This is a genomic window from Pseudomonas sp. R3-56 (genome assembly GCF_051132075.1).
In the GTDB taxonomy this organism is placed as follows: Bacteria; Pseudomonadota; Gammaproteobacteria; order Pseudomonadales; family Pseudomonadaceae; genus Aquipseudomonas.
Window position 1 is genome coordinate 2163840 of record NZ_CP071657.1, and the last position, 14140, is coordinate 2177979.

General features: G+C 61.7%; 9 protein-coding genes. 3 read left to right on the forward strand and 6 right to left on the reverse strand.

The annotated features are described in order from the left end of the window. Window positions 1–10 precede the first annotated feature (10 nt). From J3P96_RS09865 to mfd, 3 genes are read right to left on the reverse strand one after another with little or no spacing between them, the layout of a single operon-like run. A complete protein-coding gene (locus J3P96_RS09865) occupies window positions 11–2704 on the reverse strand; it encodes a DEAD/DEAH box helicase (RefSeq protein ID WP_434573034.1) in 2694 nt (897 codons plus the stop codon). An 11-nt stretch (window positions 2705–2715) separates the two neighbouring features. Continuing rightward, on the reverse strand, window positions 2716–3282 hold the full coding sequence (locus tag J3P96_RS09870; protein WP_434656742.1) for a CsiV family protein: 567 nt from the start codon (window positions 3280–3282) through the stop codon (window positions 2716–2718). Window positions 3283–3292: 10 nt separating this feature from the next. Beyond that, on the reverse strand, window positions 3293–6742 hold the full coding sequence (gene mfd / locus J3P96_RS09875; protein ID WP_434629756.1) for a transcription-repair coupling factor: 3450 nt from the start codon (window positions 6740–6742) through the stop codon (window positions 3293–3295). A gap of 168 nt (window positions 6743–6910) precedes the next feature. Between mfd and J3P96_RS09880 the strand changes: the two genes are divergently transcribed. Beyond that, window positions 6911–8374, forward strand: a complete 1464-nt coding sequence (locus J3P96_RS09880) for a glyceraldehyde-3-phosphate dehydrogenase (protein WP_305500011.1) — start codon at window positions 6911–6913, stop codon at window positions 8372–8374. Between the two features lie 183 nt (window positions 8375–8557). On the opposite strand, the gene J3P96_RS09885 is transcribed toward J3P96_RS09880, so the two are convergent. After that, a complete protein-coding gene (locus tag J3P96_RS09885; protein WP_434656743.1) occupies window positions 8558–9856 on the reverse strand; it encodes an MFS transporter in 1299 nt (432 codons plus the stop codon). 142 nt (window positions 9857–9998) lie between these two features. Between J3P96_RS09885 and J3P96_RS09890 the strand changes: the two genes are divergently transcribed. Both J3P96_RS09890 and sthA read left to right on the forward strand, forming a co-directional pair. Continuing rightward, window positions 9999–10985: an FAD:protein FMN transferase gene (locus J3P96_RS09890; protein ID WP_434656744.1), complete on the forward strand. Its 987-nt coding sequence runs from the start codon at window positions 9999–10001 to the stop codon at window positions 10983–10985. A gap of 358 nt (window positions 10986–11343) precedes the next feature. Beyond that, window positions 11344–12738 (forward strand): Si-specific NAD(P)(+) transhydrogenase, encoded by a 1395-nt coding sequence (gene sthA, locus J3P96_RS09895; protein WP_245142796.1) that lies wholly within the window; start codon window positions 11344–11346, stop codon window positions 12736–12738. A 42-nt stretch (window positions 12739–12780) separates the two neighbouring features. Here the strand turns inward: sthA and J3P96_RS09900 are convergent, their stop codons facing one another. After that, window positions 12781–13503: a glycerophosphodiester phosphodiesterase gene (locus J3P96_RS09900; protein ID WP_003199672.1), complete on the reverse strand. Its 723-nt coding sequence runs from the start codon at window positions 13501–13503 to the stop codon at window positions 12781–12783. A gap of 2 nt (window positions 13504–13505) precedes the next feature. Continuing rightward, window positions 13506–14096 (reverse strand): PilZ domain-containing protein, encoded by a 591-nt coding sequence (locus tag J3P96_RS09905; RefSeq protein ID WP_305500019.1) that lies wholly within the window; start codon window positions 14094–14096, stop codon window positions 13506–13508. Window positions 14097–14140 lie beyond the last annotated feature (44 nt).

Sequence of the window (14140 nt, forward strand, 5' to 3'; positions counted from 1 at the left end):
TAAACGAACCTCAGCGCTTCTCCAGCTTATCCGGCAGCGGTGCGAACAACGCCTCGATGTCTTCGTTCTGCAGTTTCCAGTCCCCGGCCACGCGCCCATCCAGCACGCCGGCCGCGAGATCGGACTTTTCCTTCTGCAGCAGTTGGATCTTTTCTTCCACTGTTCCCCGGGCTATCAGCTTGTAGACGAACACCGGCTTTTCCTGGCCGATGCGATAAGCGCGGTCGGTCGCCTGGTTTTCGGTGGCCGGGTTCCACCACGGGTCGTAGTGAATCACCGTGTCCGCTTCCGTCAGGTTCAGACCCACGCCGCCGGCCTTCAGGCTGATCAGGAAGATCTGACGCTTGCCGCTCTGGAATTCCTTCACAGGCGTGCGTCGGTCCCGGGTCTGGCCGGTCAGGATGGCGTATTCCACACCGCGCTTTTTCAGTTCGTCTTCGATCAGCGCCAGCATGGACGTGAACTGGGAAAACAGCAGCACCCGCCGACCTTCTTCAAACAACTCCTCGAGCATCTCCATCAGGCTGTCGAGCTTGCCCGAAGCACTGCCGCGGGCTGGCAGGGCGGCGTCGCTGATCAGGCGCAGGTCGCAGCACACCTGGCGCAGCTTGAGCAGCGCCTCGAGGATGATGATCTGGCTGCGCGCCACGCCTTTGCGGGTGATTTCGTCACGCACCTTCTTGTCCATCGCCAGGCGCATGGTTTCATAGACATCCCGTTGGGCGTCGCTGAGTTCGACCCAATGGATGATCTCGGTCTTGGGCGGCAATTCGGTTGCGACCTGTTCCTTGGTCCTGCGCAGCAGAAACGGTTTTATCCGACCGTTAAGGTGCTGCAATCGTACGGCGCTCCCGCGTTTTTCGATCGGCACGCGGTAGTCGCGGTTGAAATCCTTGATGTCGCCGAGCCAGCCCGGCAACAGGAAATGAAACAGCGACCACAATTCACCCAGGTGGTTTTCCAGCGGTGTCCCGGACAGGCACAACCGCTGCCGGGCATCGAGCTCACGGGCGGCCTGGGCGGCCTTGCTGGTGGGGTTCTTGATGTACTGGGCTTCATCCAGGATCAATACGTGCAGCGGTTGCGCTTTAAGGCGCTCGACATCCTTGGGCAGCAATGCATAGGTGGTCAGGATCAGGTCGTAATCGGCCAACCGCTCGAAATGTTTCTTGCGTCCGGCACCGTACAGGGCCAATACCTTGAGCTGCGGGGTGAAGTGGCTGGCTTCATCGAGCCAGTTGGGAATCAGGCTCGTCGGCATCACCACCATGCACGGCCTGTCGAGGCGGCCGGCGTTCTTTTCGCTGAGAATGTGCGCCAGGGTCTGTAGGGTTTTGCCCAGGCCCATGTCATCCGCGAGAATGCCGCCAACCTCCAGTTGTCGTAGCGATTGCATCCAGCTCAGGCCTTCGAGCTGATAGGGCCGCAGCGTTGCGTTCAAGCCTTCCGGTGCCGCCGCGGTGTAGTCCTTGATGTCGCGCAGCCGCTGGGCCAGGCCACGGATGTGTTCGCCCCCTTCCCAGCGCAGCGGCATGTCTTGCAGTGGGTTCAGGCGCAGGGCGTCCGCGCTGTTCAGGCGCAGTTTGCTGGTGCCGGGTTCTTGCAGGTAAAACTCGCCAAGGGTCGCCAGCACCGGCTTCAAGCGTCCATAGGGCAGGGCGACTTGCTGCGGGCCGAATTCCGAATTGGGACGGTGCGGCAGGTTGACCAGGATGAGTTCGTCGTCGCGGCGCCGGGCCAGGCGTTCCGGGTTGAACAGCTCGATGTGCGAGCGCATCAGGTTCAGCAGGATCGGCAGCAGGCTCAAGCGCTCGCCGTTGACGATGATCCCCAGTTCCAGATCAAACCAGTCTCGCTCCGGAGTTTCCTCGACGCTGGCGTACCACTCGTCCACAGCCGTCAGGTCGAAGCCGAAGTCTTCGTCGATCTGCAGCTCCCAGCCTTGGTTGCGCAGTTTTGGCAGGTCATTGAGGGTAAAGGTCAACCAGGCACTGTCGTTGACCATCTCATAAAGCTCGCCGGCGCTTTCCGGCAGCGCCTTGCTTTGCCGGGTGGCGACCTTGAAACCGAGGATCCGCAGTTGTTCGCGGTAGGACTGTTCCACATCGGTCTGGCGTTTGATTCGCAGCGTCTGGGTTTCCTGGCGAATCAGTACGTCGGTGTTGCGCTGGCCGCTGACGTATTCGTCCAGATAGCTGAAGGACAGGGCTGCGCGGTGCTGGATGTAGCGCTGCATCTTGCCGTTGCGCGGCTCGAAGGCGCTGAACTCGATACTCGCCAGCCACAGGCGCGGCACCGGTTGCACGTTGTCCACGAGCACCTGCGGCGGGGCCTTGGGGCTGCGGTTGTCGAGCACGGTCTGGAGTTTTTCCAGCAGATGCGCGTCTTTCTCGGCGGCTGGGTAGGCCAGGGTTTCCTGGACCTGCAACAAGACCGCCGCGCAATGTTTGCAGTTGATGCGCACCGGGCAGGAGCAGGCCGCTTCGAGCAGGATCAGCGTGCCCTTGGCTGACTCCTTGAGGCGAATGGTCTGACGATAGACGCTGCCGCCAGAGCCTTCGCAACTGGCGATGATGGTGCTGTCTCCGGTCTCGACGATCCTGACGCGATTTTCCAGCGCGTATCGGCGTCCGCGCTCCAGGCTTTGTTCCTTGAATCGATTGACCCAGGAGGGTGCCAGGGGTTTGCTCAGGGGCGAGGGCATAGGCGCGCCGGTCAGTCCGGAATCGCTTCGGGCGCCTGCCGTGGCGCGGGCGCGGTCAGCGAGGTGATCTTGATCAGCAGGCCGAGGTGACCGTTATCGAGGAAATTCAGCTGGCCGTTCTTGGTGTGGCTCTGTTGCTTGAGACGTTCGCTGGCGGTGACCAGGCCATTGGCGTCGATCTGGTTGACCCAGAAGTCGGCGTCGACGTCGGTAAAGCGGCCCAGTTTCAGCTCCAGGGTGCCCTCGATGGGAAACTGGCCGAACTGTTCGGTGCCGTCGCTGACGGCGACCTTGCTGCCCTGTTCGCCCAGGTTCTGTTGCCAGGCCTTGTGCATCAGTACGCTGTATTGGCCGCTGGCGTTGAGTTTTTCGACGATATTGCCCAATGCTGGCGTGCGCTGGCTGTCCGGGGGCAGGCGTTGTGCGCCGGCGTCCCAGTCTTCCGGCGCGGCGCGACTGAGAATCGCCGGCTCGGCATTCTGGCGAACCAGGATCATTTCCACCTGATACAGGTCGTCGGCGAAGGCCAGGGGGGCGACCAGGGTCATCAACAACGTCAAGGAGCGAAACAGGCGCATTGGGCGTCCTTCAAGCAGTGGTCGGAGTGAGGCGCTCGAACAGCGCCTCCACGGTATTAAAACGCTCTTCCGGGCGTTCCATGGGCACCATGAACTTAAACATCGTGGCGCCTTCGAACTTGTAGCGTTTGGGCTGGCCCTGGATCAGCTTGATCAATACCAGCGGATCGACCGGCGTCTGGGCTTCGAATTCGATGCGGCCGCCGTTGGGCCCACCGTCGACTTTCTTGATGCCCAGCTGCTCGGCCTTGAGCTTGAGCAGCGTGGTGCGCACCAGGTTCTTGGTCGGCTCCGGCAGCAGCCCGAAGCGGTCGATCATCTCCACCTGCAAGTCTTTCAGGCCTTCCTCGTCGGTGGCCGAGGCGATGCGTTTGTAGAGAATCAGCCGCGCATGGACGTCTGGCAGGTAGTCTTCCGGGATCAGTGCCGGCACCCGCAGATTGATCTCCGGCCCACCGCCCAGAGGCTGGTCGAGGTTCGGTTGCTCGCCCTTGCGAATCGACTTGACCGCGCGTTCGAGCATTTCCATGTACAGCGTGAAGCCGACGGCCTGGATCTGGCCGCTCTGGCCGTCGCCGAGCAATTCGCCGGCACCACGGATTTCCAGGTCATTGGTGGCCAGCACGAAGCCGGCGCCGAGGTCCTGGGTGTTGGCGATGGCCTCCAGGCGCTTTTCCGCGTCTGGGGTGATCTGCTGGCGCGGCGGCGTCAGCAGGTAGGCATAGGCCTGGTGGTGGCTGCGGCCGACCCGGCCGCGCAACTGGTGCAACTGGGCCAGGCCGAACTTGTCGGCGCGCTCGATGATGATGGTGTTGGCGCTCGGCACGTCGATGCCGGTCTCGATGATGGTCGAGGCGATCAGCACGTTGAAGCGCTTGTGATAGAAGTCGCTCATCACCTGTTCGAGTTCGCGCTCGCGCATCTGTCCGTGGCCGATGCCGATACGGGCTTCCGGCACCAGCTCGGCGAGGTCGGCGGCACATTTCTCGATGGTCTTCACGTCGTTGTGCAGGTAATAGACCTGGCCGCCGCGCAGCAACTCCCGCAGCAGCGCCTCCTTGACCGTGCTTTTGTTCTGCTCCATCACGAACGTACGCACCGACAGGCGGCGGGCCGGCGGAGTGGCGATGATCGACAGGTCACGCATGCCCGACACCGCCATGTTCAGCGTACGCGGGATCGGCGTGGCGGTGAGGGTCAGGATGTCGACTTCGCTACGCAGGGCCTTGAGTTGTTCTTTCTGGCGCACGCCGAAGCGGTGTTCTTCGTCGATGATCACCAGCCCGAGGCTTTTGAATTTCACGTCGTCCTGGAGCAGTTTGTGCGTGCCGATGACGATGTCGATCTTGCCCTCGGCCAGGTCGGCCACGGCGGCATTCACTTCCTTGGTCGACTTGAAGCGGCTCATCACTTCCACGGTCACCGGCCAGTCGGCGAAGCGGTCGCGGAAACTGTTGTAGTGCTGCTGGGCGAGCAGGGTGGTCGGCACCAGGATCGCCACCTGCTTGCCGCCATGCACGGCGATGAACGCGGCGCGCATCGCCACTTCGGTCTTGCCGAAGCCGACGTCGCCGCAGACCAGTCGGTCCATCGGCTTGGGCGCGAGCATGTCGGCGCGCACGGCTTCGATGGTGGTCTGCTGGTCGACGGTTTCCTCGAACGGGAAGCCGGCGCTGAAGGTTTCGTAATCGGCTTTCGGGTCGGCGAACGCGTAGCCTTCGCGCGCGGCGCGACGGGCGTAGATGTCAAGCAATTCGGCGGCCACGTCGCGCACCTGTTCGGCGGCCTTGCGCTTGGCTTTCTGCCAGGTTTCCGAGCCCAGGCGATGCAGCGGCGCCAGCGCATCGTCGCTGCCGGTGTAGCGGGCGATCAGGTGCAGGTTCGCCACCGGCACATAAAGTTTGGCGCCCTCGGCGTATTGCAGAGTGAGGAATTCGGCGACCTGGTTTTCGATCTCCAGGGTCGCCAGGCCCAAGTAGCGGCCCACGCCATGGTCGATGTGCACCACCGGCGCGCCCTCGCGCAACTCGGTAAGGTTCTTGATGACCGCGTCGTTGGCAGCGTCTGCGCGCTTCTCGCGACGGCGACGCTGCATCACCCGCTGGCCGAACAACGGGCTCTCGGCGACCAGTGCCAGGGCGGGATCATCCAGGACCAGCCCGTCATTGAGCGGCGCGATGGTGATTGCCAGGCGCTCCTTGCCGGCGACGAAATCCGGCCAGCTGTCGACAGTCTTCGGTCGCAGCTTCAGGCGTTCGAGCAGCTCCAGCAATACTTCGCGACGGCCGGCGGACTCGGCGGTGAACAGCACGCGGCCAGGGAATTGGTCGAGGAAACCGGCCAGGGCCGCCAACGGTTGCGTGGCCTTGGCTTCGATCGCCAGGTCCGGCAGCGCTCTGGCGGGGAAGCGTTCGCGACCGACGCCGGTTTCCACATCCTGTTGGCTCGCCACCACGCGCGGCCAGCTCTTGAGGCGGGCGAAGCAGTCTTCAACCGGCAGGAACAACTCGGCGGGCGGCAATAGAGGACGGGATGGGTCGACACGCCGCTCTTCGTAGCGGTTGCGCACGTCATTCCAGAAGTTTTCCGCCGCTTGCTCGATGCCGGGCAGGGAAAATACCTGGGTATCCTGGGGCAGGTAATCGAACAGGGTGGAGGTTTCTTCGAAGAACAGCGGCAGGTAATACTCGATACCGGCCGGGGTGATGCCGCTGCTGAGGTCCTGGAAGATCGGGCAGCGCCGGAAGTCCACGTCGAAGCGTTCGCGAAACCGCGCCTTGAAACGCGTCACCGCGTCTTTTTGCAGAGGGAATTCCTTGGCCGGCAACAGGCGGATCGACTGCACTTTGTCGATGGAACGCTGGTTTTCCGGATCAAAGGTGCGCAAGGTCTCGATCTCGTCATCGAACAGGTCGATGCGATAGGGCAGTTTGCTGCCCATCGGAAACAGGTCTATCAACGCGCCGCGGACCGTGAACTCGCCGTGCTCGTACACGGTATCGACGTAGCGGTAGCCGCTGGCCTCAAGCCGGGTGCGCATTTGCTCGACGTCGAGCTTCTGGCCGATGTCCAGCACCAGGCTGCTGCCCAGCAGGAATTGGGTCGGCGCCAGGCGATGTAGGGCTGTGGTAATCGGCACTACCAAAACGCCATGACTGAGCTCCGGCAGCCGGTAAAGGCTGGCGATGCGCTGGGAAATGATGTCCTGGTGCGGCGAAAAAAGGTCGTAGGGCAGGGTTTCCCAGTCCGGGAAATGCAGCACTGGCAAATCCGGGGCGAAGAAAGCCAGCTCCTGTTCCAGCCGTTCGGCGCTTTGGCTGTCGGCGGTCAGCAGCAGGGTAAAGCGCTTTGCAGCGCTGGCAGCCTCGGCGATGGCCAGGCTCAGGGCGGCACCGGGCAGGTTGCCCCAGTGCTGTTTACCTGCCGCGGCAGGGAGAAGCGGAAGACGCAGAACGGGCACGGAAGGTTGAGCTCCAGCGTTGCGACAAAGTCGACAATTGTAGCGGGGGAAGGGGGCTGCTGTCAGTCGCGGACTATGCTGCAGGAACGCAAAACCACGGCGCGACGGGCGCGCATTGCTCCGCCGATGACTCGGCGGCATAATGTAGCCCCTTTTTTCAGCCCCTACATGTGGAAGGTTACCGTGACTCAGAAGCCCGACCAGTGTCTTGGTGAATGGATTGATCGTGAAGCACTCGCAGAAGCGATGATCCCTCTCATCGGTCAGCTCTACCGCAATAACAACGTGGTGAGCTCGATCTATGGCCGCAGCCTGATCAACCAGTCTGTCATCGCGATCCTCAAGGCCCACCGCTTTGCTCGCCACCGTTCTTCCGACGACAGCGAACTCTCCGTCCACGAAACATTCCCCCTGCTCAAGGCGATGAGCGAGCTCAAGCTCGGCGCGGCCTCGGTGGACCTGGGCAAGCTGGCGTTCAAATTCCGTAACGAAGCCAATGGCCGTAGCGCCGAACAGTTCGTGCGCGAAGAAATGGCTGACGTGGTTGGTCAGCAGAACGCTTCGGCTCGTAAAGGTACCGACGTGGTCCTGTACGGCTTCGGTCGTATCGGCCGTCTGCTGGCGCGTATCCTGATCGAGAAAACCGGTGGTGGCGACGGCCTGCGCCTGCGCGCCATCGTCGTGCGCAAGGGCGCCGAGAACGACCTGACCAAGCGTGCCAGCCTGCTGCGCCGCGACTCGGTGCATGGTTCCTTCAACGGCACCATTACCATCGACGAAGAAAACAACACCATCACCGCCAACGGTAACCTGATCCAGGTGATCTACGCGAAGAACCCGACCGAGGTGGACTACACCCAGTACGGCATCAAGGACGCCCTGCTGGTGGATAACACCGGTGTATGGCGTGATGCCGATGGCCTTGGCCAGCACCTGGCCTGCCCGGGTATCGACCGCGTTGTCCTGACTGCACCTGGCAAGGGCAAGCTGAAGAACATCGTTCACGGTATCAACCACACCGAAATCACCGCTGACGACAAGATCATCTCTGCCGCTTCCTGCACCACCAACGCCATCGTGCCGGTGCTCAAAGCCGTGAATGACAAGTTCGGCATCATCAACGGTCACGTCGAAACCGTTCACTCGTACACCAACGACCAGAACCTGATCGACAACTTCCACAAGGGCGATCGCCGTGGTCGTAGCGCCGCGTTGAACATGGTCATCACCGAAACCGGTGCCGCCACTGCTGCTGCCAAGGCCTTGCCTGAGCTCGCTGGCAAGCTGACCGGCAACGCGATCCGTGTGCCGACGCCGAACGTGTCGATGGCCATTCTCAACCTGAACCTTGAGAAAGCCGCCACCCGTGAAGAGATGAACGAGTACCTGCGCTACATGGCGCTGCACTCCGACCTGCACAAGCAGATCGATTTCGTCAACTCGCAGGAAGTGGTGTCCACTGACTTCGTCGGTTCGCGCCACGCTGGCGTTGTCGACGCCGAAGCGACCATCGTCCAGGACAATCGTGTTGTCCTGTACGTCTGGTATGACAACGAGTTCGGCTACAGCTGCCAGGTAGTTCGCGTAATGGAAGACATGGCTGATGTGAATCCGCCTGCGTTCCCGCGCTAAGCCTTAGCTGCAAATGAAAGCGCCCCGACTTGTCGGGGCGTTTTTTTGTCTGGGTTTTGCTGTGTTTGGGCGGGCCTCATCGCGAGCAAGCTCGCTCCCACATTGGATCGCATACATCAGCAACAACTCGGTCAACTGTGGGAGCGAGCTTGCTCCGGGCGGCGATCCGACGATGGCGATCTGTCAGGCGCCGCCCACTACGGAGGCCTGCGCCGTGCGCAGCTCATGCCGATTACCCTTGAACAGTACCAATGTCGCAATCAACCCCAACACCGCCGCACCACTGAGCCAGATCCCCGGCGCCGCTTTGTTATCCAGCACATGGATCAGATAAGTACAGGCCGCCGGCGTGAACCCGCCGAACGTTGCCGTCGCCAGGCTATAGGCCAGGGAAAAGCCAGTAGTACGCACTTCAACCGGCATGATTTCCGTCAGGGCGACCACCATGGCGCCGTTGTACGATCCATACAGGAACGACAACCACAGCTCGACGATCAGTAAATGGCTGAAGCTGGGGTTCGCCACCAGCCAGGACAGCGCCGGGTAGGCGGTCAGGATCGCCAGGATCGTCGCAGCCAGCAGCAGGGGTTTGCGTCCGATCTTGTCGGAAAGCGCGCCCATGACCGGCAGCCAGAAAAAATTCGACAAGCCGATACACACCGTGACCAGCAGCGCATCCAGGTCAGACAGGTTGAGCTCAGCCTTGCCAAATGTCGGCGTGTAGGCCGTGATCAGGTAGAACGACACCGTGGTCATCACCACCAGTGCCATGCCAGCCAGGACAATGCCGAAGTTCTGGCCAATGGAGCGGACGATTTCCGACAGGGTAGGGCGGTGTTTTCTCGCCTGGAATTCCGGCGTTTCTTCCAGCGAACGGCGAATTACAAAAATGACCGGTACGATCAGGCAACCGATCAGGAACGGCACGCGCCAGCCCCATTCGCCCATTTCCTGCGGGCTCAGCCAGTGATTGAGGCCAACCCCCAGCAGACCGGCGAAGACCACGGCGGCCTGTTGGCTGGCGGACTGCCAACTGACAAAAAAGCCCTTGCGCCCCGGCATAGAGATTTCCGCCAGGTACACCGAGACCCCACCGAGTTCCACGCCTGCGGAAAAGCCCTGCAGCAATCGGCCCAGCAATACCAGCAGCGGCGCCGCCACGCCCAACGTGGCGTAACCCGGTACACAGGCGATCAGCACCGTGCCGGCGGCCATCATCGCGAGGGTGATGATCAGGCCTTTGCGCCGGCCGTGACGGTCGATGTAGGCGCCGAGGAAGATCGCGCCCAGCGGACGCATCAGGAACCCGGCGCCGAACGTGGCCAGGGACAGCATCAGCGAGGCGAAGGCACTGTCGGTCGGGAAGAACGTCTTGGCGATGGCCGTGGCGTAGAAGCCGTAGACCATGAAGTCGAACATCTCCAGGAAGTTGCCGCTGACAACGCGAAAAATCGCCTTGCCGTTGCTCGTGTTGGAAGGCATGTGTAGGTACTCACTCTGGCAATCTTGTATGAAAGCGCTGCAATCCCACAGGGTTTTTTTGCATGCGCTGTAGCCCATAATGGCCGGCGTGGTTTTGTGGGGAGATGAAGATTTGTTAACTGGACGATGGATTGGGCTTGTGATGCTGGCCGGCGTTGTGTCTGGCTGCGGCCGGGGCGATACCTTGGAACGCTTCGATGGCCCGACCATGGGCAGCCGTTATTCCGTCCAGTACGTCAGGCATGCCGCCACGCCCGGTCCGAACGTGGTGCAGGCCGAGGTGGAAAAAATTCTCGCTGAAGTGGATCGGCTGTTTTCCACCTATCGCAGCGATTCGGAAATCGAACGCTTCAATGCCCTGCCTGGCGGCAGTTGCCTGGCCATGCCGGGACCTGTGCTTGAACTTGTCCGGGTGGGTGAGCAACTATCTTCGCAAAGCCATGGCGCATTCGATCTGACGGTGGAGCCTTTGCTAAACCTGTGGGGCTTCGGCCCGCAATCCCGGCGAGAGGCGGTGCCCAGCGCCGAGGCCCTGGCCCTGGCGCGACGACAGGTTGGCCATGGCTACTTGCGGATCGAAGGCGACCGGTTATGCAAGGACGCCGCGGTAGAAGTCGATTTCAACAGCATCGCGGCGGGTTATGCCGTCGGCCGCATCGCCGCGAAGCTCCAGGCCTTGGGCATCGACAGCTACCTGGCCGAAGCCACCGGGGAGCTCAAGGCTGTCGGGCACAAGCCGGATGGATCGGCCTGGCGCATCGCCCTGGAAGAGCCTCGGAACGATCGGCAAATGGCTGAGCGTGTCATCGAGGTCAACGGCTACGGGGTTTCAACGTCGGGCGACTATCGTAAATATTTCGAGCAGGGCGGCAAGCGTTACTCCCACACCTTTGATGCGCGCACCGGGGCGCCGGTCCTACACAACCTGGCGTCAGTCACGGTAATTCATCCTTCAGCGATGTTGGCCGATGGACTATCGACGCTGTTGCTGATTCTCGGTCCCGAAGAGGGTTGGGACTATGCCCAGGAGCACGGCATCGGAGTATTTTTTGTGTTGCGGGATGGGGAGCGTTTCGTCGTACGCACAAACGATGCGTTTGAACGGATGGTCGGCGGAAAAACCCAATAGATCGTCCAGCAATGAATCCGTGGCGAGGGAGCTTGCTCCCGCTGGGCTGCGTAGCGGCCCCTTTTGTGAGCGCTTCGCACTCAAGCGGGAGCAAGCTCCCTCGCCACGATGATGCAGGCAGGTTTTTGTATATGCATGACAGCGCCATGAAAGGTTACCTGTGGCGAAATAGCGCAGGTAAAGGGGAGCGCCCCCTAGCCTACGACGCGACCAAGGGGTAATGTGCGCGGCGTTGACGCTTCTATAGACTGTGGCCGGGCGCGTGAACCGGTCCCAAATTGTTCCTTCATGCCGCCGGCCGGCATGATTTAGCCGTCGGTGCCAACGTTGGCATCGCGGCCTGTTCTGAGGAGTACGCATGGCTGTCTACAACTACGACGTGGTGGTACTGGGTTCCGGCCCGGCGGGGGAAGGTGCGGCAATGAACGCCGCCAAGGCAGGGCGCAAGGTGGCGATGGTCGACAGCCGTCGGCAGGTCGGCGGCAACTGCACCCACTTGGGTACCATCCCGTCCAAGGCCTTGCGTCACTCGGTCCGGCAGATCATGCAGTTCAACACCAACCCGATGTTCCGGGCAATCGGCGAGCCGCGCTGGTTCTCCTTCCCGGACGTGCTCAAGAGCGCCGAGAAGGTGATTTCCAAGCAAGTGGCTTCGCGTACCGGCTATTACGCCCGCAACCGTGTGGACGTGTTTTTCGGCACTGGCAGCTTCGCCGACGAGCAAACGGTCGAAGTGGTCTGCGGCAATGGCGTAGTCGAGAAACTGGTGGCCAAGCACATCATCATCGCCACCGGCTCGCGTCCGTATCGCCCGGCGGACATCGATTTCAACCACGCACGTATCTACGATAGCGACACGATCCTGAGCCTGGGGCATACCCCGCGCAAACTTATCGTCTACGGTGCCGGCGTGATCGGTTGCGAATACGCCTCGATCTTCAGCGGCCTGGGCGTGCTGGTGGAACTGGTGGACAACCGTGGGCAGTTGCTGAGCTTCCTGGACTCGGAGATTTCCCAGGCCCTGAGCTACCACTTCAGCAACAACAACATCACCGTGCGCCACAACGAAGATTACGAGCGCGTCGAAGGCGTGGACAACGGTGTGATCCTGCACCTCAAGTCCGGCAAGAAGATCAAGGCCGACGCCTTGCTCTGGTGCAACGGCCGCACCGGCAACACCGACACCCTGGGTCTGGAAAACATCGGGGTGAAGGTCAACAGCCGGGGCCAGATCGAGGTCGACGAGAACTACCGCACCTGCGTGCCGAACATCTACGGTGCCGGTGACGTGATCGGCTGGCCGAGCCTGGCCAGTGCCGCCCACGACCAGGGCCGTTCGGCCGCCGGCAGCATCGTCGACAACGGCAGCTGGCGTTTCGTCAATGACGTGCCGACCGGCATCTACACCATTCCGGAGATCAGCTCGATCGGCAAGAACGAGCAGGAGCTGACCCAGGCCAAGGTGCCGTACGAGGTCGGCAAGGCATTCTTCAAGAGCATGGCGCGGGCGCAGATCGCCGGCGAGCCGCAAGGCATGCTGAAAATCCTGTTCCACCGCGAGACCCTGGAGGTGCTGGGCGTGCACTGCTTCGGCTACCAGGCCTCGGAAATCGTCCACATCGGCCAGGCGATCATGAACCAGCCGGGCGAGCTGAACACGTTGAAGTACTTCGTCAACACCACGTTCAACTACCCGACCATGGCCGAAGCCTATCGGGTAGCGGCCTACGACGGGCTCAACCGGCTTTTTTGAGCGGCTCCGGCCGGTGGCCTGAGCCGGCCGGGGAGACCGATTTCAGCAATTCTCGAGGGTGGCAGTGGCCAAACCGGGAAAGTCTGTAATCAGGCTGTCAGCGCCAAAGTCGGCGAGCCTGCGCATCAGCGCGGGCTCGTTGACCGTCCACACCGACACATGCAGCCCCTGGCGCTGCGCCTTGATCAGGCGTTCCGGCGTGCACAGGGTCCAGTTCAGCGCCAGAATCTCACAGCCATAGCTCTGGGCGACCTTCAACGGGTCGAGCCAGGCGTATTCGGCGACCAGTCCACGGGAAATGTCCGGAGTCAGGTCCAGCGCGGCCTTGAGCACTTCCCGGGAACTGGAAGTGATGGTGATCTTGTCCAGCAGGCCGAAGCGCTGGGCCATTTCACGGATACCCAGCACGGTGGCGGCGGCGCGCGTGCGTGAGGCGCTTTTCACCTCCAGTTGCCAGTGCTCGAAATCACACTTCTCGAACAACTCTTCCAGGCGTGGAATCGGGCACGGCTTGATCCAGCCCGGGCCACCCTTGCGCGCGTCATAAGTCACCAGTTCAGCGGCGGTGTGTTCGACCACCTTGCCCCGGCGATCGGTGGTGCGCTTGAGGGTCGGGTCATGGATCACCATCAGCTCGCCGTCCATGGACAGGTGCAGGTCCAGCTCGCAACGGCGTACGCCGTGCTTGAGGCATTCCTGGAAACCGGTGAGGGTGTTTTCCGGTGCTTCGCCCTTGGCGCCGCGGTGGCCATAAATGAGGGTCACGGTTATTCCTTATCGATGCCAGATTCGTTCAGTTCCCGGGCCAGGCGCCGTTCCTGCGCCTGCTTCTGCAGGATGTAGCGGGCCAGCAATTGGCGCTGGGCGTCGGTCGGGTGCTCAAACTCGGTGCCTACGTCATAACCGTTGCCCTTGGGGTCGCAATGGGTGACGCGTGCGCGCAACAACAGCCCCAGGGCCTGGGGCATCAGCACCAGCTTGACCGAAAGGTGCGCGCCGACGGCAATGGCGCTGGGGTATTGGAAATCGATGCCGCCTTCGGAAATGATCACCGGCTGGGGATCGCCGATTTCGCCGAGCACCGTTACGGCGATGACCTGGCTGAGCAGGTCGATGCGTTTGTTCATGGCCTTGAGGTAGGCCGCGATGCTGCGCTCGCGCTCGCTGATCTGGCGCAACAGGTGTTGTGATTCGAACTCGCTCAGGTGCAGCTCGCTGAGCAGGTTGAACAGTGGGGACTCATCCTGCAACACTTCCTGGCTGGCTGCTTCAGGAATGGACAGGGGCCGAATTTCCAGTGCGATCGTGTCCTCGATACGGTAGTATTCGCGGCGATCTTCTTCATCTAATGTCGACATGGCGAACCCATGGTAGCGGCGGTGGTCTGAGTGTAAAGCTGGTT